Source organism: Nocardia sp. NBC_01377, from assembly GCF_045040005.1.
GTDB classification, from domain to species: Bacteria; Actinomycetota; Actinomycetes; order Mycobacteriales; family Mycobacteriaceae; genus Nocardia; species Nocardia noduli.
The window spans coordinates 87,600-106,464 of sequence record NZ_CP109567.1 but is presented as its reverse complement, the minus strand read 5'-3'; the positions used below and the strand labels follow the sequence as shown (position 1 = coordinate 106,464).

General features: G+C 66.8%; 20 protein-coding genes. 9 read left to right on the top strand and 11 right to left on the bottom strand.

Annotated features, from left to right (window positions below; all coding sequences use genetic code 11):
- Window positions 1-51 precede the first annotated feature (51 nt).
- The 6 genes from OG225_RS40955 to OG225_RS40930 are packed head-to-tail and all read right to left on the bottom strand — an operon-like array spanning window position 52 to window position 5,678.
- Window positions 52-726, bottom strand: a complete 675-nt coding sequence (locus OG225_RS40955) for an HAD family hydrolase (protein ID WP_331758484.1) — start codon at window positions 724-726, stop codon at window positions 52-54.
- Window positions 723-2,033 (bottom strand): glycosyltransferase, encoded by a 1,311-nt coding sequence (locus OG225_RS40950; protein WP_331758482.1) that lies wholly within the window; start codon window positions 2,031-2,033, stop codon window positions 723-725. Before OG225_RS40950 ends, OG225_RS40955 begins: the two co-directional genes overlap by 4 nt.
- Window positions 2,020-2,637, bottom strand: coding sequence for an AAA family ATPase (locus tag OG225_RS40945; RefSeq protein WP_331758480.1), 618 nt, complete (start codon window positions 2,635-2,637; stop codon window positions 2,020-2,022). Before OG225_RS40945 ends, OG225_RS40950 begins: the two co-directional genes overlap by 14 nt.
- Window positions 2,634-3,380, bottom strand: a complete 747-nt coding sequence (locus OG225_RS40940) for a hypothetical protein (RefSeq protein ID WP_331758476.1) — start codon at window positions 3,378-3,380, stop codon at window positions 2,634-2,636. The genes OG225_RS40945 and OG225_RS40940 overlap by 4 nt, the downstream gene beginning before the upstream one ends.
- The gene (locus tag OG225_RS40935; RefSeq protein ID WP_331758473.1) at window positions 3,367-4,371 is read right to left on the bottom strand and encodes a glycosyltransferase; all 1,005 of its coding nucleotides are present in this window, start codon (window positions 4,369-4,371) and stop codon (window positions 3,367-3,369) included. Before OG225_RS40935 ends, OG225_RS40940 begins: the two co-directional genes overlap by 14 nt.
- Window positions 4,372-4,391: 20 nt before the next feature.
- Window positions 4,392-5,678: a nucleotide sugar dehydrogenase gene (locus OG225_RS40930; protein WP_331758470.1), complete on the bottom strand. Its 1,287-nt coding sequence runs from the start codon at window positions 5,676-5,678 to the stop codon at window positions 4,392-4,394.
- Between the two features lie 127 nt (window positions 5,679-5,805).
- On the opposite strand from OG225_RS40930, the gene OG225_RS40925 reads away from it, so the two are divergent.
- From OG225_RS40925 to OG225_RS40915, 3 genes are all read left to right on the top strand, one after another.
- On the top strand, window positions 5,806-7,020 hold the full coding sequence (locus OG225_RS40925) for a helix-turn-helix domain-containing protein (RefSeq protein WP_331758467.1): 1,215 nt from the start codon (window positions 5,806-5,808) through the stop codon (window positions 7,018-7,020).
- A 173-nt stretch (window positions 7,021-7,193) separates the two neighbouring features.
- Window positions 7,194-8,261: a phosphotransferase gene (locus tag OG225_RS40920; RefSeq protein ID WP_331758464.1), complete on the top strand. Its 1,068-nt coding sequence runs from the start codon at window positions 7,194-7,196 to the stop codon at window positions 8,259-8,261.
- A gap of 341 nt (window positions 8,262-8,602) precedes the next feature.
- Window positions 8,603-9,709, top strand: coding sequence for a terpene synthase family protein (locus OG225_RS40915; protein ID WP_331758462.1), 1,107 nt, complete (start codon window positions 8,603-8,605; stop codon window positions 9,707-9,709).
- A 185-nt stretch (window positions 9,710-9,894) separates the two neighbouring features.
- Here OG225_RS40915 and OG225_RS40910 read toward each other — a convergent pair whose 3' ends face one another.
- The 4 genes from OG225_RS40910 to OG225_RS40895 form a co-directional block, all read right to left on the bottom strand.
- A complete protein-coding gene (locus tag OG225_RS40910) occupies window positions 9,895-10,263 on the bottom strand; it encodes a hypothetical protein (RefSeq protein WP_331758459.1) in 369 nt (122 codons plus the stop codon).
- Window positions 10,264-10,427: 164 nt separating this feature from the next.
- Window positions 10,428-10,823 carry a hypothetical protein gene (locus OG225_RS40905; RefSeq protein ID WP_331758456.1) on the bottom strand — a complete coding sequence of 132 codons (396 nt, stop codon included), beginning with the start codon at window positions 10,821-10,823 and terminating at the stop codon, window positions 10,428-10,430.
- Window positions 10,817-11,251, bottom strand: a complete 435-nt coding sequence (locus OG225_RS40900) for a hypothetical protein (protein WP_331758454.1) — start codon at window positions 11,249-11,251, stop codon at window positions 10,817-10,819. Before OG225_RS40900 ends, OG225_RS40905 begins: the two co-directional genes overlap by 7 nt.
- Window positions 11,248-12,459, bottom strand: a complete 1,212-nt coding sequence (locus tag OG225_RS40895) for a recombinase family protein (protein WP_331758452.1) — start codon at window positions 12,457-12,459, stop codon at window positions 11,248-11,250. The genes OG225_RS40900 and OG225_RS40895 overlap by 4 nt, the downstream gene beginning before the upstream one ends.
- 141 nt (window positions 12,460-12,600) lie before the next feature.
- Between OG225_RS40895 and OG225_RS40890 the strand changes: the two genes are divergently transcribed.
- The 3 genes from OG225_RS40890 to OG225_RS40880 all read left to right on the top strand — a co-directional run bounded on the left by OG225_RS40890 (window position 12,601) and on the right by OG225_RS40880 (window position 14,756).
- On the top strand, window positions 12,601-12,915 hold the full coding sequence (locus OG225_RS40890) for a helix-turn-helix transcriptional regulator (protein ID WP_216916185.1): 315 nt from the start codon (window positions 12,601-12,603) through the stop codon (window positions 12,913-12,915).
- Window positions 12,916-12,992: 77 nt separating this feature from the next.
- Window positions 12,993-13,607 carry a hypothetical protein gene (locus OG225_RS40885; protein WP_331758447.1) on the top strand — a complete coding sequence of 205 codons (615 nt, stop codon included), beginning with the start codon at window positions 12,993-12,995 and terminating at the stop codon, window positions 13,605-13,607.
- A gap of 402 nt (window positions 13,608-14,009) precedes the next feature.
- The gene (locus OG225_RS40880; protein ID WP_331758444.1) at window positions 14,010-14,756 is read left to right on the top strand and encodes a GNAT family N-acetyltransferase; all 747 of its coding nucleotides are present in this window, start codon (window positions 14,010-14,012) and stop codon (window positions 14,754-14,756) included.
- Here OG225_RS40880 and OG225_RS40875 read toward each other — a convergent pair.
- A complete protein-coding gene (locus OG225_RS40875; RefSeq protein WP_331758441.1) occupies window positions 14,725-15,156 on the bottom strand; it encodes a hypothetical protein in 432 nt (143 codons plus the stop codon). The genes OG225_RS40880 and OG225_RS40875 overlap by 32 nt on opposite strands.
- A gap of 338 nt (window positions 15,157-15,494) precedes the next feature.
- Between OG225_RS40875 and OG225_RS40870 the strand changes: the two genes are divergently transcribed.
- From OG225_RS40870 to OG225_RS40860, 3 genes are all read left to right on the top strand, one after another.
- Entirely contained in the window at window positions 15,495-16,148 is a 654-nt protein-coding gene (locus tag OG225_RS40870; protein WP_331758439.1) for a hypothetical protein, read from the top strand.
- A gap of 348 nt (window positions 16,149-16,496) precedes the next feature.
- Complete coding sequence (locus tag OG225_RS40865) at window positions 16,497-17,762, top strand: IS110 family transposase (protein WP_331758804.1); 1,266 nt, start codon at window positions 16,497-16,499, stop codon at window positions 17,760-17,762.
- A gap of 169 nt (window positions 17,763-17,931) precedes the next feature.
- On the top strand, window positions 17,932-18,792 hold the full coding sequence (locus OG225_RS40860; protein ID WP_405183642.1) for a hypothetical protein: 861 nt from the start codon (window positions 17,932-17,934) through the stop codon (window positions 18,790-18,792).
- Window positions 18,793-18,865 lie beyond the last annotated feature (73 nt).

Here is an 18,865-nt window from a genome sequence, read left to right as displayed (position 1 = left end):
TAGTGGTCTGCTGCGGCCCTGGTTCGACTTGTTGCGGTACCCAGGGGGTCGTTACACGGTGGCGAGGGTGGGGAACAGGTGCTCGATGTCGGTGCGCAGTTTGGCTGGTTCGGTGAAATGGAATGCGACCCCGCCCCATTCACGGAAGATCTCGCAGGTATCGGCGCAGTCGTCGATGAGGATCGCGTTGGCGGGTTCGAGGCCGTAGAGGGCCAGGGTGGGGCCGAAGAATCGGTCGGGGGATTCCTTTTTCAGGCTGCCGACGCTCGAGGACACGATCAGTTCGTCGATGCGCAGTTCGCCGGTGAGGACTTTCGGGGCGGCTTGGGCGAAGCAGGCCATGTTGTCGGAAGCGACGGCGAGGAACGCGCGGTCACGCAGGTCGCGGACGATGTCGGCCATGTCGGGGTCGACCGTGGCGTTGCGGCAGTCGCGCAACAGCTCTCGTAGCAGGTAGTCGTCACCGTAGCGGCGCGGTAGCGCCACGTTGAGGGTGGTGATGACCTCTTCGTCGCTGACCAGCCCGCGCATCCAGGCGCCGACGTAGTCCTTGCGGCCGCGGAAGAGGTCTTCCAGGGCGGCATCGAGCGCTGTGGAGAGGGGGTGTCGGGAACTGGCGAGGATGCTGTCCCAGAACTGGGCGGTCGATAGCGTGTTGTACCAGTCGAAGAACACGAAGACATCGAAGATGGGGAGCACGCATTGTTGGCTGGTGCGGCTGGTCATTGGGTCTCCCGGGTCCGCTGCTGGATCGGTGTGCGGCCGGTGACGATATCGCCGACGAGCCCGATCAGCCCGCGAACACCACCGGCCCAGCAACTGAGCACCGCTACAGGGTACAGCGCCGATCCGGTCGCCACCTGGGGACCGGTGGGCCGATATTCGGCGGGGAAATCCAGCGATCGCAACCCGGTGAGCAGCCGCAGCAGCGGCCCGTAGAGCGCCAACAGCCACCCTGCGGCCGCGACCACGCGTTGGCGTCGACTCATCAACAGCAGGGCCGCGACCTGCACCGGAAGCCCGGTCACCCACTTGAGTCCGCCGTAGGTGCCCTGTGCCGCGATCAGCAGGCCGCGTCCGGTGCGCGCGTATTCCAGGCTGCACAGCGGGCCTCGGATCCAGGTCCGGCGTTGGCGTTGCAGTTCCCGGACCGAGCGGGGTGCGTCCCCGCATTCGAGGGTGGCGAAGGGGTGGATGCGGTGACCTGCGGTGCGGACCGCGACCCCCAGTGCGGCGTCCTCGAGGCCGAAGCGTGGGTGCGGGAGCCCACCGATCTGCTGGTAGAGAGCGCGTGAGATCAGTAGACCGTGCCCGACGGCGTGCTGGTACCACCGCGCGCCGATCCAGGTCGGTAGCCACCAAAACTGACCGGTGTCGGCGAGGTAGCGCAAGATCTCGTGTTCGAAGGTCCAGCGTGATTGGTAGAACGCTTCGGCGGTCGCGGCGGGGCTGAGTTCGGCCAGGTTGGCGAAGAACACACTGGACTGTTGGGCGATCCCGACTCCCGCCGCGGCGAGTTCGATGATTTCGGCGCACCCGTCGGCCGAGACCCTGGAATCGATGTTGGCGACATAGAGGTAGTCCGGTGCGTCCGCGGTGCTGGTCAACCGGTCCAGTGCCCAGCCGAGTTGTTCGCCGTAGGTGCGATTCACGCGCGGATAGTGCAGGTGCTGGGTACGTCGGTCGGTGACGGCGCGAGCGATACTGTCCCAGCTGTGCGGTCCGGTCGGGCGTTCGTGGCGTTCGCGTTCGGTGGTGACCACGCACAACCGCAACTGCGGATGATCGGCGCGCAGCTTTGCCCAATGGTCCACGCAGTCGGCCGCGCGGTCCGCTTCGTGCAGCATCGGCACGACGATCACGACCGATCCGTCGGCGCCGACAGTGGTGGGCTCGGCGGCAGCGCGGTCGGTGGTGAGCGCGCGCAGACCGGTCAGGCTGGCGTGCACGCACCAGGTGCTCCACGCCCCGTTGATCAGCATCAGCGTGGCCACGGCCCACCCCGGCCAGCCGCCGGGTTCAGAAGGTTTCACCGACGTGCCGGCAAGCCTGGGCCACCACCTGTGCGAGTGGCTGGTTGCTGTCGACGGTGATGATCCGTGCGCCGCTGGCGGCCAGGACCTGGTCGTAGGCGTCGAGCAGCGCGGACAGAAACATGTGGGTGCGCATCCGGGGATCGATGGTGCGAGCGAGGCGTTGGTGGCGCTCGACCGCGGTCTGCGCTCGGACGGCGAAGTGCACCACGACCGGCGGGATCGGCCGTTCGCAGATCGGTGTCGGTGCCTGGTCGGGGGTGTCGGGGTCACCCGGCAGGCCGAACGCGGTGTGCAGCGCGAGCCGGTAGGCCGCGATCGAGATGTAGCAGCGGTCGAAAATAATGGTGGGACTGCTGGATTCGGCGGCGGACTTCCATCGCTGGTCATCGAGATCGCGATAGACCGCGACCCGGTGGTGTTGATCGTCGGCGTCTGCGGACAGTTGCGCGGCCCGCCACCGCGCGTCGGTGGCGAGAAGTTCGTGGTAGTCCGGCACGACCGAGATACCGCGGTAGCGACGTTCGAGTTCGGCGGCGGCGGTGGACTTGCCGGTGAACGGCAGCCCTTCGAAGGCGATCACACGCTGGCTGGATCCGGTCATGGGTTGCTCGTTTCCGCGGTGATGGCCGCGGCGAGGGTCTCGACGGTGTCGTCGGCACCGACCGGGAACCGTGGTCGCAGTAGCTGGCCGGTGTCGAGTCCGGGATCGGTGGTGGCCAGGTGGGTGTAGAGGTCGAACCGTTGGTTCAGGGCCACGGTGGTGGCGTTGTAGCAGCCGTGCGGAAGCACGAATTCGGTGCATTCACCGAGCAGTTCGGTGAAATGCTCCTTGGCCTCGACCAGCTGGAACAGTGCTTCGTTCTCGGTCATCGGGTCGTGGCGACCGGCTCCGGAACGGTCGCGGTAGCGTCCGCCCAACGGTGTGGCCAGCAGATTCCCCACGAGGTCGTAGCTGGCGACCCGCATATGGGAGAAGCCGTGCGCGGCAACACGAACCCCCAGTCCGGCCGCGGCGCGCAGATCGTCGGTAGTACCGTAGCCGGACCGCCCGATCGAGGTGACCGGCGCTGCGATCACGACCTCGGCGAAAGCACCGATGTCGAGGTTCGCCAAGACCAGGTCGAACACCGAGCGCCGGTTGTCGTCGAAATACAGGCGCACGTGCCGGGACAGGTCGTGGTCGTCGCACCAGCGGATGATCGCGGCGAGGTTGTCGGCGGTGATGTCGTAGCGGCTCCACAACTCCTCGGTGGTGGCGGCGATGTCGTGCATGACCAGGTTCACCGTCGCGTCGAGCTGGGTCAGCGTCGCCGACAAGATAGTCGTGCGATCAGGGCAGATCATGGGCAAGCAACTCCGTGAAGAACCGGCGGTGCGCGAGCGCCAGGAGGCGGTCGCGTTCGCTCTGGCAGTGATGGGCCGGGTTGTGCTCGACGTGCAGCGCGGCACGCTCGATCTGGGGCACGACCGGCACACCGCGGGCGACAAGGCGTGCGATCAGGCTGGTTTCGGTGAAGCCGTAACCGGTGAAGGATTCATCGAACCCGCCCACCTCGAGCGCGGCGGTGACCGGCACGGCGAAGCAGCCACCGGCGACCATGTTCGGCAGCAGCCACGGCCCCACGGTGCCGTGCCAGCGACGGAAGTAGTCGGTGCCGGTGACCAGGTCGAACCGGCGACCCACATACAGCCAGTCCCCAGGGTCCGCGATCCAGGACGGCTGGAAACGGCACGACCACCGCCAATCCGCGCGCACCGAAGCCAGCGCCACCGCCGCACCGGGGTCGAACCCGTGGTCACCTGCCCGATAGGTCGCCATCAAGGTCGCCACGATCGGTGCCCGCGCGGGCGGGTCTGCGGTCGGGGCACCCCACAGGCGGCAGGTGCTGATCACCTGCCCGGCGTCGACCAGGACATCGGAATCGACGAACAACGCCATATCGAACCCGCTGCTCGCGCGTAACCCGATATTGCGGGCCGCGGTACGGCCCTGGTTGCGCGGCAATCGGATGACATTTGTCCCGGCCGTTGTCGTGGCGGGGTACGGGATGGTCGGGGAACCGTCGTCGACGACCACGATCTGAGTGTCGGGTGGACCATCGGGATGAGCGGCCCGATACGCGGTCAGGGCGGCATCGAGACGGGACACGCATTCGATCGCGAGGGCGCCGGTGTCGTAGTAGGGCACGATGCACGACACCCTCGGCCGCGGCCGTGGCCACGACGGGGTACGCGGATCGAACCCGTAGTCGTTGTCGTGTCGCAGAATCGCCGACCGCAACGTCCGCGCCCGCCCAGCTGCACCGTCCGGAGGCGGGGTCTCACCGGTGTTCATTGTCACGGATCCTCTTTCTGTCACAGGAATTCGACATCCGGGCCCGGTGCCACGACGGCGCAGGCGTCGAAGACGTACCGGGCGGTGCTCAGGGTCGCGAGGTCGAGCCGGTCGTGGGCTATCAGCACCGCCACCGCCGACACCGTGCTCACGAGTTCGGTGGTGACGACGGCGAACACATCGGCGACACCTTCGGCGACCGGGTCGTAGGTCAGCACCCGCACGCCGTGATCCCCTAGTGCCGCGATCACGTCGAGGGCTCGGGAGCCTGCGACGTGGGCGACGTTGGGTTTGTAGGTGATCCCGGCGACCAGCACCACCGCGTCGGCGGCCGCGATCCCGCGCCGCGCCAACCCGGCGACGATGCGCTCGGCCACCCATTCGGGCACGGTGTCGTTGACCCGCAACGCGGCGTCGATCAATGGTGAGACACCGCCGATGTCGCCTATCCGCCACGACAGGTAGCGGGGCGCGACCGGGATGCAATGGCCACCGGCGCCGATACCCGGGCGAAACGCCATGAACCCGTACGGTTTTGTCGCGGCCAACTCGACCGCCGCCGAAATATCGGTGCCGAGCCCGGCGGTGTGGCGGGCGATTTCGTTGACCAAGCTGACATTGACCAGCCGGAAGGTGTTCTCGATCAGCTTGGCCAGCTCAGCGGTACGCATATCGGGCGCGGGCACCACCACCTCGACCAGACCTTCCCAGAACAGCGTCACCGCCGCCAACGACGCGGCATCGACCCCGGAAACGATCTTCGGGACCGCGGGCAGCGCGGCGAATCCGTCGCCGGGGTTGATCCGCTCCGGGCAGTACCCGAGCCGGACATCGGAGCCAACCGACAGCCCTGTCGACTCCAGCAGCGGGGCCACCACCTCGTCGGTCGTGCCGGGCCACGTGGTCGATTCCACGATCACCGTGCATCCCGGCCGGGCGTGCTTCGCGACCGTCGCCGCCGCGTCTTCCAAGCACCGCAGATCCGGACGTCCGCCGATCAGCGGCGTAGGCACGCTGATCACCGCCACCTCGAACCCGGCCAACAGGGCAGGATCGACGGTCGCGACGAACCGCCCCGACGCCAGAGCCTCGGCGATCAGGGGGCGCGGAACATCGCCGAGATCATCGTGTCCGCCGGTCATTCGCGCGATCCGGTCGGGATCGATGTCGTAGCCGATCACGTTGTGGCCTGCCGCGACTGCCAGCATCGAGACCACCGAACCGACGTGTCCCAGACCGATCACAGCGACCTTGCGTGGCACCGCCGGTCTGCGTCGATCGGGCCCGGACTGCTCCGATATCGCCATCGCGGCCTCTCCCCTCCAACAGCTTGCCCGGGGTGGGTGAAAATCAACTCCCCGTGCAATCGAGTGTGGGCGCGCGCGTCGGCGAAATCGTCTACAACCGTCTACATTCGGCGACTAGCATCATCGGATGGGCGAGCGGCGCCAATCCTCCGTCATCGGCGCACGTCTGCGCGCGGCCAGAGAAGCCGCAGGCAAGTCCCTGGCGTGGACCGCCCGCCAAACCAACTACAGCAAAGCCGCCCTCGGCCACGCCGAGAACGGTGTCCGTCGACCGAGCCCGGACCTCATCACCTGGTATGAACGACTCTTCGGGGCCACCGCCACCGACCCGGTGACCTCGCTGTCGACACTCGGAAAGGGAGACGTGGATCGACGATCGTTCCTGCGCCGCGCCACCTACTCCGCCGCCCTGTCCGCCACAGCGCTCGCGCTGACCCCCGAAATCGGGCGCATCGCCGCGATCGATGACACCCGTATCGTCGGCATGGGCGAGGTCAACGCCCTACGCCAGGTCACCGACGCGTTCCAACGCCTCGACGAGCACCGCGGCGGCGGAGTCGGGCGCACCGCCATCGCCGAATTCCTCGCCACCGACGTCGCCGATCTGCTGCGCTCACGCTTCGCCACCGCAGAGGTCCGTTCCCAAGCACTCTCGGCGGCCGCCGAACTCGCCTACCTGGCCGGGTTCAAAGCACACGACGCCAACCACGACGGCATGGCCCAGCGCTACTACCTCGCCGCACTCGAACTCGCCGAAGAATCCCAGGTACCCGGCCACGACGGCTGGATCTTCCGCATCCTCGCCCTACAAGGCGCGGATCTGGGCAACCGCACATTCAGCGTCCAGCTCGCCGAAGAAGCGGTACGCCGAACCCGCGGCCGCGTCGACGGCGCCACCCAAGCCCTGTTCAGTGTCGCGCTGGCACGCTGCCACGCCGAAACCGGCGACCGCGCCCGAGCCCACGACGCGCTACGCACAACCGAACCATGGATCACCGCCGACCGCGGCGATCAACTACCCGCGTGGTGCGCATGGTGGGGCGGCGACAAAGCCACCGTGAACAGCCAAGCCGCGAAAACCCTACGCGCACTCAACGAATGGGGCGCAGCCGAATCGCACCATCTGCTGGCCACCACCTTCTGGGACCCGAACGCACACCGACGCGTCTACGGGCGCACCTGGGCCGACGTCGGCCTGGCCCGGTGGGAAAACGGCGACCACGGCGGCGCGGTCGCCGCATGGGAAATCGCCGTCCCCATCCTGCAACCACTGCAATCCACCCGCGCCGACGCCGCCCTGACCAAGATCAGCAAACGCGCACCCCAGCTCGTCAAAGCTTGACGGCGAACCCGTTCTGGACATCGACCCCACCTGCCCACCCCGCCAGCCGGATTCAACAGCTGTCGCCACATGGACACACGTTGCCGCACAGCGAATCCCAGAACGAGCGGGTTCGCGGAATGTTGCCTGCCGGGGATCGAGTCGTAGCAGCGGGGTGCTGGCATGCTGAAGTGATGCTGTCGCATCCAGATCCGCAGTCCGCCTTGAACATCGAGGATCGGCATCCTGTCGACATCGCGCGGGGCGGCCTCTCCGGCGCGGACGTGAAGTCGCTTTACCTGCGTGCCGTGCAGGATTCCAGTGCTGCGGCGGCGGGCTTCTACAACCGCAACGTCCGTGTCGCCGTTGGAGGTAGCGCGGTGAACGTCCGCGTGCCCATCGACGGCGCGGCCGTGATGGACGTGCGGCAATGGCCCGAACCTCAGATCCTCGCCACGATCGCGCCCTACGTCAGCGACGCACCGCGGCTCTACGCTGTCAACGAACAGCCGCGATGTCAGATCCAGGAATACGTGCACGGACACCAACTCGACCAGCTCGCGCCGCGCGGCACCGCTGTCCCTGACCATGTCCCGACCGACGTCGCCGCCCTCTTCGCCGACCTTCGCGCCATCCCTATCGACGCACTGCCGTCCCCAACAACCGATCTCGATGACCATCCACACCGATTCGCGCACAGATTGTGGGGTAACACCCGTCGCCTGCACGAGGGCCACCGCAGCGAGTTCGCCGCGCTGTTCCGACGACTCGACATCCCCGAAGACCCCTTCGCGCCGTTGTCCGGCGCCGCCGGATCGCTACAGGCGCGTCCGTTTCGACTGATTCACTGCGACCTGCATCGCAAGAACATGCTCATACGTGCGGGCAGAACAGTTTTCCTGGACTGGGAACTGGCGTTGTTCGGCGACCCCCTGGCCGATGTCGCGATCCACCTGCTGAAGATGACCTACCTCCCACACGAGCAGGACGCGTTCCTCACCGCCCGGGCCGCCGTCGAACCCGACGCGGTTTCCCCCGGCTGGCGCGAGGACCTCGACCGCTATCTCACTCACGAGAAGGTCAAAGCCGCCGTCATCGACGCCGTCCGCTACGCCGTGGTCATCGCCGAACACAGCCGCAGCCCTGCCGGGGAACAAGCACTCGTCGACGGTCTGACCCGCAGACTCGCTGACGCCGGACCCCTCTGGGATCGCGCTGCACCTGAGCGCGACCGAGTCGAAGCAGCCCTACGCGCACATTGAATAAATGCACCTCCACAGGTTGACGCAGGCACTCACACGAGCATCGGCGGTCCCGGTCCGGCCGGTCGGCAGTGGTCTCCTACCTGGTCACAGCCACCGCCGTGTGGCAGGTCGCCCGACGTCGCCGGACCCAAAAGTATTATGGGAGAGTGAGTTAGAGGTCCGAAGTCCGGCGACAGACTCGATTCGCATCCGGGTCGAACAGCAGCGCAGCAGTCGCGCGGCAGCCAGGAACTCTCGCGGTGACGGAGTGCGCGCACCCGATCATCGCTGCTCACAACTCTCGTCGCGTCTGTGTTCTGTCGGAGGGTGCGGCGCGTCCGTTCGCGAAGGGGATAGTGATGTCGGTCGATTACACCGAACCGGTCGAGACGAAGCTGGATTCGATGCGCCAGGAGTACCAACGGATACTGCGATCGCCGCGACGGTGGTCCCTGCGGGATCTGTTCAGCACACCGGACCTCGACATCGTCGAATACTGTCGCGATCTGACACCGAATCGATTCGGGGTAGCGGCCTGCCGGGAGGTGGAACGGTGGTGCCGCCAGCACCAGATCTGGCTCGAACCCGGTGCGACGCACTACAACAGCATGACCCCCTACCTGCATCCGAACACGATCAACCTCGAGCGGATGACGGTGATCGGCCTGTTCAACGCCATCCTGTACTGGTTGAACGACACCGTCGGACGGGACAGACACGCGCACTTGTCCCTCACGCAGCAACAGCACGCGCGAGCCACCATCGACCGCCTGTGCGCCATGCTCGAAACCGGCAATCTGCCACCGGGCCCCGTACCCGTCGAAGTCGCCACCCACGAATTCCTGCAACGACTAAGCCTCGACGCCGACCCGCGCTGGCTGCGGAACACCCTGGATTCCTCTGTTGCGCATCTGCGTCCGGCGAACCGTGATCAGAACGCCCGCGCCCGCGGGCAACTCCTCGACGTCGGGGACTACATCGCGCTGCGCGCCGACATGTCGGGCATGTATCCGGTCCTCGCGTTCTGCGAATACGGGCGTGACACCTACTTGCAGTGGGGTCCGATCGCCGCTGCCGGGCTCGACACCGACCTGAGGCGACTACGGGAACTGACCGTGCAGATCGGTGGCCTGATGAACGACCTTTTCTCTTTCGAGAAGGAATGCATCACCGGGGGCGCCGACTCCAACTTGATCCCGATCATCCTGCTCAACGCCACAGACGCGACCTTGGCCGACGCGATCGAGCACGCCGCCGCACTCGTGCGTGAACAACTGACCGAATTCCACGTCCTGCGCACCGGACTCACCGCGCGGTGCGCGGGACTCGCCGACATCGCACTGGGAACCATCATCGGCGAGCACATCGACGACCTCACCGGCGCGGTGCAAGCCACCTGGGTGTGGCAGGTGAGCACCGCCCGCTACAAACGCACCTCCATCTTCACTGAAAACCACCAGCACTGAACCCCGTCGCCCGCATCGCACCCGGCGGCGCTCCGTGCGGACGGCCGCGGCCGCTCGCCGACGCGTTCGATGCGCTGACCGGTGCCATCGGCGCGCTCGACGCGACAGCCACCGGGGATCCGGACGGCCGATGTCGAATGTCGTGATGTCGTCGCGGTCTCCTGATTTCCCCCGCCCCCCGACAGTCATCGGGAACAGTCGATTCGCTCCAGCTCGAACCGGACTCTGCCGCCTGCCCCGATCGTGACCTTTCGGGCAGGAAGGACCCGATCGCCCGGATCGCAGGTATAGGCGACCAGGAAGTGATCCAATTCGGCCGCGTCGATCTGCGTGGTGGTTTCGGTTCCGTATTCGGCGAAGTCGGCGTCGGTGGTTTCGGCGATCAGTGATGCCATTTCGCTGCTGTCGAAATCGGGTTCGCCGGCGAACCGTGGCACGCAGTTGTCGGCGACATTCCGGGCCAACGCGGTCAGATTCGAATCCACGTCGACCACATCGTGGTTGATTCGATTGCCCCGGCGATCGAGATAGACGGACGCGCGGTAGATGATCATTCGATCCTGACCTTCCAGGATGGGGAGGGGCGCAACAGCGTCTGCGCGCGAGAGCGTTCGTCGAGTTGGTGAGGCTGTGAGGTTCGCTGATCTGCACGTCTCCAGTTCGATCGGACGATGAAGTCCGGAGCGTGGCGATTGCCGCGCGTCGCAGTGCTAATTGGTCAGTCGGCTGTGGTCTCGTAGCTGTCGATGACCGTGCCGTCGGTGGTGACGGCCTCGATCCTGTGGGTAGAGCCAGGCTCGCAGCCGAGGTCTGCGGCGGACAGGTCGAGGTTGTCCGCCAAGGGCAGGACCGCGCGGGTAGTGGTCTCGATGTCGATGACCTGCTCGGTCTCCTGGTGGGTGGCGATGGTGCGTACGGTGATGGCTTCGGCGCTACGGTCGTTGTCCTGCACGAGTTTCCAGAAGTCGTCGTGGGGCATCGCGTCGATGTCGTATCCGCCGGTCGCTTCCCACAGTCCGGCGACGATGGCGTCGAGGTCGTAGTGGGTGTGGTGGGCGTCGCCCGCGTTGATGGCGTTGGCGATGGCGTGGCGGGCGGCGATATCGGTCAGCATTTTCGCTCTCCTTCGGGCGGGTGTTTCGCTGTATCGAGCGGGTCTTGCTCTGCCTCGTCGAGGGGCGTGGCGGGAGCGTGGTTCGTGGGAGATGTCGCGCGTTCGGCGAGCAGTGCTTTGACTCGTGTGATCGGCGCTCCGGTAGCCAGTGCGATGTCTGCTGGCGGCATCGAGCGCAACGCGAGGGCGGTCACCGCCGCGCGCAACGCCGTGGAGTAGTCGTTCGCGACCGAGCGCAGGTGCGCGAGTTCCGGTGTCTCCACGACGAGGGTGACCGGCGCGGTCACCTCGAGGTGCGCGAGCCCGGCGGCGATGTCGACGCGCAGCGCTTTCAGCGTCCGTCCGTGTCCGTACACCCCGTGCTCGGCGACGCGGCCCACCCAGGCCCGTCCGCGCCGCTGGGCCAGGCAGTCGATGGCCTCGCTCATCCGGCCAGCTCCAGGTCGGCGATCACCTGTTGGGCGAGGATGTCCGGAATCTGGGTGGGCAGAACCATTTTGCGCTCACCGATCAGGTACACCGTGTGCGTGTCACTGCTGCTGAGCGCGGCGACGGTGAACCCCCGCCGACTCGCTGCGACACGGATACGTGCGAGCGGGTCGCCCTGCTGGCCTCTGCCGCGCAGTGCGGCGGTGACTTGCTGGGCCTGTTTCCACTCCTGCAAGGTGATCACCGGCTCGTGCACGATTCCCGGTGACCATGCCCAGTCCTCCACCGGATTCCACCGGGAAGTCCCCGCGCGGCCGGTGCGGGTCGCCCGCCGGTTGAACACCTGGTGGCCGGTCAACTTGGGGTTGGCAGCCAAACCTTCGATCCGATTGTGGGTCCAGCGGTTATCGATCGGGTACCGATCGGGGTCGGCGGCCAGCACCGCGATGATGTCGGCGGATTTCAGGCCCTCCTCCCGGCGCAGGCGGCACAGTTCCCGGACGGCGTCGAACCGGCGCGAATCGGGATGGGGAACGAGTTTGCGTTTGGGCCGTGCGACGCCGAAGCGTCCCCGCGCGGGTTCGGGGGCGGTCTCGTCGACCACGCTGATGTAGGGGTAGGGCGGATGCCCGTGGTTCCAGCCGCCGACGGCGTGCTGGATCTGCCCGCCCATCGACATCTCCATCATCGCGGTTCGGTAGATCTCCGCGTCGACCTGGCTGTAGCGGCGTACGCGTAGTCGTCCTGATTCGGTGCCGCCGACCGGCTCGTTGGCGTACACCACCTCCACCCCGAACTTCCCGAGCTCGTGCTCGACGGTGAGGCTGGTCAGCATCGCCCGCGCCAAGCGGTCGGATCGCTCGGCCAGCACATGGGTCACACCCAACGGTTCGGCCCGGTCGACCAGGTCTTGGAGCCCACCGTCACGCCGGAGCGGAACGGCGAGCGTGTCATACATTTCCTGCGGTGCGAGGCTGCGAAGTTCCGGGGGCAGCATCCCGGACTCCACATCCCAGAAGTACGCCGCAAAATCCTCCCCTGGTTCCAACCGTGCCGCGGCCGTTGACACCTGGCGCGGCAGCGAAGTCGCGGGATTCTGGTTGTCTTTGGTGGATACGCGACCGACGAACACCGGGCGGCGGGGACGAAGCTCGGTCTTCTCGTAGTTCGGCAGGTCGGTGAGGTCGATGGGTGGTACGAATTGCACAGCTATTGCCTTCCACGGGTCTGCTGACGGACATCACTGATGGTACATATATGTATCACGATTGTGGTAGTTGGACAGCCCCGCGGACCACCCGCGATGATGTGTGCTGACCAGGATGGCGACAGTCGGCGGAAGGGCAGCGTGCGCGGCGACAAGGCTCCGCAGACCTACACCCGGGGTGAGTGGCCTTACGACGCGGTCGCCCAGGCGGAAGCTCCTGCGCCCGTGCACTACAGTCTCGCCCTGGCCCGCAGGCTCGACGAACTGTGCAGATCGCTCGATCTGTCTCATCGCGCTCTGTCGCTGGCAGCCGGAGTCGCGTCGAACGCAGTCGGGAGGATCGTGCGCGGCGAGCTCTACCCCGACCTGGCGACCCTGGCCCGACTGGAAACAGCCGCCCAGGCGTCGATCTATCCCGACAAGATCTATCGCGCGCTTCCTCGCCCGAGCCAGTAGCGCGTGCCCACCTGGCCGCATGTTGTCGTTGCGGTCGATACCGCGCGGCCCGAGCACTCGGCTGCGACGATTGATTCGTGATCACCCTGCTGGCACAGCATGCCGCACAGTCCAATTCCGATAGATGGTGGCTCACGCTCGCGGTTCCGACGGGGGTCATCATCGGTGCGCTCATCGCCGGTGGCTTCAACAAGTGGACGGCGAAGAAACCGCCGCACGAGAAGTTGGAGAAGCTGATTGCGATCTTGAAGGACTGGCCCGAAGACCTTGCAGGCAAAGAGACCGTCCATCAAGCTGTCGAACTCACGCTCGGTGAAATCCGAAGCACGGACCGACTGGAAGATATTCCCGATCCGGTGGCCCCGGATGCGGCACCTTCCGAGATCGCCGAAGCGGAAGCCACGGTCGATGACGTAGTCAGGGAGCGTGAACGGGTGCGCAGAAACGAGTCGCTCAAAAGTAGTTGGACGTCGCTGGCCTTTGCTCTTGCCGCCGTCTGGTTTTTCCTTCAGTGGTCGAAGGCTGGAATCCAAAGCCTGCCCTCGTTCATGGCATTCGTTCTGGTGAGCTTGGGGATGTCCGCCTTCGTATGGATCCTCGCACCCCTTCTCGGCGCGGCGTGGGACGAGACAAGAGCCGCCGGGGCCGATGCCGTGGCGCGGTGGCGTCGGCGCGGCCGTGTCGAGAAGTAGCCAACGCTGCCCAGTAGTCCGGAGCGGCACCGCCGAGGAGATCGCGCCCCTCGGCGGTGCCGTCGCATAGTGCGCGGGCCGCAGGGGGGTGCGGACGACGCACATTCGGCCGACTGGAGGGTAGCCGACCCATAGCCGAGATTACGCTGACAGACTGCTGACGTCCGGATTTTGGGCCACGAAAACCCGCGTCCGGCACGATCGAAGCAGTGAACTCGCGCATCCGGTGCGGCGAACCCACACGGAGACATCCGCGAGGTCCGACTTGAAGCCTGCGAACACACGCCCGAACTTTACTGCGAGCCGATCTGGTGTCCGTGAGGTCGGACAGCTTGTGGGTGCTCTCGGTAGCATGTTGGGGCACAGTGGTTTTGACGCATTGGGGCTCGTAGGGGGAATCGCATGTCCAAATCCAATGGTCGCCGTGCCCGCAGCAGGGCTATCACCGATGCCGCGCTCACGAGCGCGGCGGGCGTCGCGGAGGCAGGGCCCGCGACGACTCGGCGGTCGGTGCGGGTTCGTCGCGCCGACACGATCGCCGAGTTGCAAGGCTTTCGACGGTGGGCGGGCATGGCCGGTGCCGGTGGCCCGGTCACTGCGGCCAAACTGGTCGAGGCGCACTCGGGCGGCTATCTGGGGACCGCGTTGGATGGCAGCGGCGACACCACCGCCGATGAGGCCGCCGTCCGTGTCGGTCCGGAAGCGCTGGCGTGGGCACACACCGTCGCGTTGGTCGCGGTCACCGACTCCGACGACGAACCGATCGGCGGGTTGATGGCGGGACCGGCGCTGCACTTCCTGGCCTCGCTGCCCTCCCGATACGGTATGGCACCGGTGCTGGCCGGGATCATGCGCACGAGCAAACTGCATTTCGTCGCCGTCGACGAAGCCCACCGGCGTGGCGGTGTCGGAGCCGCGCTGGTGTCCACGGCGATCGCGACCGCGCGCACTGCCGGCGCGGATCTGCTCTACGGACAGTTCACCACCAGTGACCGCGGCCTGGCCCGCTTCTACAGTGGCCTCGGATTCGACCTCAGCCCACCGGATCGACCGTTGGACTTCACCTCGATCCTGGGAATCTCCGCAGGCCCGGCACCGATGCGCGGTGAAACCTTCTTCACCCGCTGGTTCTACGGCCCCACACGCTGAACCCGCTGGTAGGACGAGGTTCTCGGGACGCGAAATCAGCGATGTCTCGGTCGTTGTAGCCGCCCAGGGCCATCATCCAACTGTGGCCCCCCGGATCGGAGAGCGAGGGCAGCGCTCGGTTGGCCAGCCGCGTCTGCGCGTTGCGGCGCACCTCGTCGAGGGTGGATCCCAAGGTGGCGGCCAGCTTTTCGAGAACGCTGTCCTCGACGTCTGCGCCGATCTCGACCGCCATGTACTTCCCGACCGCCAGACCCGCACGTTCGGCGACCACGCGCGGGCGCGTCGCGCTGGCGATGCGCAGCAGAGCCAACTCGATCCCGATGGCCTCCGACAACAGTCGGGCGTCACGGGCGGCTTCACGTCTACTGCGGACCTCTGCTCTGTCGCGAATACCGAACATCGCCGCGCCCTTCCATCCTACGAACTCTGCGTTGCCCCCAGTTTGCCAATACTCGTGCCTGTCCACGACCCTTTCCGACAATTGCGACACCGCACCGGCGGCCGCCGATGCGGTTCAGCGCAGGTGAGGTGGCTGGTCGCTGGTTCGGGTCGGTCGGGATTCGGTCACGGTGTACGGTGTCGGCGGGCAGTAGCGAGCCTCACCGTGTCGGGTGACCGTCCACGCCGGACCCCGACGATACGGCCAAGGTCCCCAGCGGATCCCGCCACCGAAGCCTCCGTCGCCGAGTCAACATGCTCGGGTAGCGGAGCGTGGACCGCTGCCCCGGAAAGCCCGACATGACTCGCTCCGCGGACCGTAAAGCCCGAATCCGTGCCTACATGGCCACCCATCCCGGGACCAGCTACACCGACGCCGCCCGCAGCATCGACACCAAATATCTGAGCCGCGGCACGGTCGCGGCCTGGACGGCTTCGGCCGCCGAATCCGCGATCCCCGGTCCCGACCCCGGCGCGCTCGGCGCGCTACTGGTCACCGCGCTGGGGAAGCTGCGCGCCACCGACACCGGCGCGGCCCCGGTGATCCGCCTCGCTCGCGGGGGCGGCGCGTTGGCCGCTGCCGCCTTCGTCGCCGCGCAACTGCACCGGCACGCCGTCCCGGCCCGGGACAACTTTCAAACCGTGTTCGGTTCCTGCACCGACTCGGTGCAGGAACTCGCGGCGCTGTGCGGGAACTACCTCACACGCACTCACGGCCTGGACGCCGAGAACCTCTACGCCACCGTGGGCGATCCTCTGTTGCACTATCTCGGCCCCGACGCCGAAGTCCTTGCCGCGCCGATGATCATCCTCGGTGGTCAGGCAGCCGACCTGTTCATCGCGATCGCCGAGGACGAGTCCGCGCTACCCGAGCACCGAAAAGCCGCGATCCGCGCCGCCGACAACGCCCTGATCGCTTGGAGCCATTTCGGCGGCGACGGAGGCGGCTGGTGATATGGACGGTGGTTTGAGATCCACTGTCCTGCAATGATGTTAGGCTCGCAGTGATCACCGCGGGGCCGTCGGCCGCTGCGGGTCACTGATCACAGCGCGTCTCGACGCGAGAATCCCAACAACGCTGCGGCAGACCGTATCCGGTCTTTCCGCGCCATCACCGCTGCCCGCTGCTGGCAGGCGAGCGAAAGTGGTGGCCTCGTTGTCGAACCCGTAGTCGGGGAGGAGTTCTCGTGATCGGTAGTGTTTCCCGTGCGGCGGGACGTGGCTGTGAGATTCTTGCGTGCACTCGACGCTGTGCGAGACAGGCCGCCCGCCGCACCCAGCTCCGATCCCGGCGCGACTGACGTGGGATCACTACAGCGCGACCCGGCACCTACCTCGCCGCGTTCGCCCGGAGTATGGGTCGGAGTCGACGTGGCCAAGGCCGCTCTGCACATTTGCGCGATCGATACCGGCGGACACGTGCTCTGGTCGCGGCGCGTCGAGAACACCGAAGCCGCGATCACGCAGGTGATCGGCGAGGTCACCGGCCCGCGTCGACGCCGCCGCGTTCAGTGGGCGGTGGATATGACCTCGGGAGCGACCGCGCTGCTGATCACCCTGCTGCTCGCGGCGCGGCAACCGGTCGCCTACGTCCCCGGCCGGCTGGTCTCGCGCATCGCGAGCGGGATCGCCGGCGGAGCCGCCAAGACCGACGCCCGCGACGCGCGCACCATCGCCGAGATCGCCCGCATGCGCACCGACCTACAACCGGTCACCCCAGCCGACCTCACGATCGCCGAACTACGGGTGCTGCTGAGCCACCGCGATGACCTGCTCACCGAATGGGTCGCCGGAATCAACCGCCTGCGTCAACAACTGGCCGCGATCTTCCCGGCTCTGGAACGCGAATTCGACTACTCCAGCCGCTCCGGGCTGATCCTGCTCACCGCCTACCAAACCCCGGCACCACTGCGCCGCAAACACGCCACCGACAGGCTCGCCGCGCACCTACGGCGCCACGGCGCCCACGGCGTCAACCCGGGCGGAGTCACCGCCATGGCACAGCGCGCGGTCGCGGCCGCCCGAAGCCAACGCATCACCCTCCCGGCCGAGAAACTGACCGCGGAATTGATCGCCCGCCGCGCGCAACGGCTGCTGGAACTACGAGACGAGATCGCCGCGCTGACCACACGGATCGAGATGTTGTTCACCGGTCACCGGTGGGCGGCGATCCTGACCAGCGTGCCCGGCATCGGAACCCTGCTCGGCGCCCGGTTCCTCGTCGAGACCGGCGGCGACCTGCGCGCCCGCTTCGCCACCGAAACCAGCCTGGCCGCCTACGCCGGACTGACCCCGGTCCCGCGCGCCTCGGGAACGATGCTGGCCAGCGTGCGCCGCCCGGTTAGGTACAACCGCTACCTACGCAAACTCTTCTATCTGGCCGCGCTGGGCGCGATCCGCCAACCCGAGGGCCCCTCGCGCGTCTACTACGACCGCAAGCGCCAGGAAGGCAAGGTCCACGCCCAAGCGCTGCTGTGCCTGTCGCGGCAGATGTGCAGGGTGGTATGGGCGCTCCTACGCGACAATCGCGTGTACTCCGCCGCCGCCCCGCTGCGACTGGCCCGGTGAACCGGGGAGGTCCGGCCGTCGGGCACAACTCGCCGTTCGGCGTTGCGTGTCGGACAGGCGCGCGAGAAGGTGCTGCCTACAGTTTTCGATCATGGGCAGTGGTGAACGAGATCGGTTGTTCGGCTACGACTATCGGATGCGGTGTCCGGCGTGTAGTGAGGTGACCGCGGTGAGCGCACAGGCATATGCGGAGTCCGAGCAGACCTCCGCCGCCCGTGTGCCGTGCGCGAACTGCGATGCGTCGATTCATATCGGTCCCTACGTGACCGCGCTGCGAGATACGCACGATCCACTTCTGTCGAATCAAGTTGCAGCGCAGCAAGTGTGGTACCACACGAGCACGGCCGCAGACTGGCCCTCGGCGGTACACACCGGTACGGGCGCTGATGCCGCGCTGCATGTCGGGAACTATGCGACGGCGGTCGAGAACATGCTGCGCCGGATGTCGGACCAAGGTGATGCGAGCAACCGGTTCTACCTGCATCGAGTGTCGCTGTGTCTGCGAGGCAGTGATATCGAGGAGGGGTTCCGTGACGAGAACCACGAACCCGCCGCGCAACTGGGGCTGGCTGATCTCGAGATCGCCGGTGTGCTGGCGGTGCGGTACATGAATACGCTCGAAAGCCCCGGATCGCTGTCGATGGCGATCGATCCTGCGGGAATCGCGGCAATCCAGTCGATCGAGTTGCCGGTGGACACCGGGCCGCGAACAGAGGTGGCCACACCGGAGCTGGGAGAGAGGATGGCACCCACACAACTCGGGTGGTTGTTGGCCCAGACCTATCTCGACACAGCGGTGAATCCCCAGGTGCAGGAATCGTTCTGCCACGCGCTGGTCGGTCGATTGCTGGATACATCGTGCTCACCGGCGGAACTGGACGCCTATGCGCGCAACTGTTCCGGGCTCCTGGTGTGCCCACGAACAGTGATGACGGCGGTCTCCACCGCTCCTGCGCGTCCCGGTCAGGAAGTCGCGCTGGTGCGGGAACGTCGTGCGTCCCGTGGCGTCGACGGTGTCCGCTGCCGATAGACGCGCCGCGCCCCGGTCGATGTCGGGGAACACTGTGGAAACTGGTGTCTACAGGCAGCTGCGGGGTGCCCGG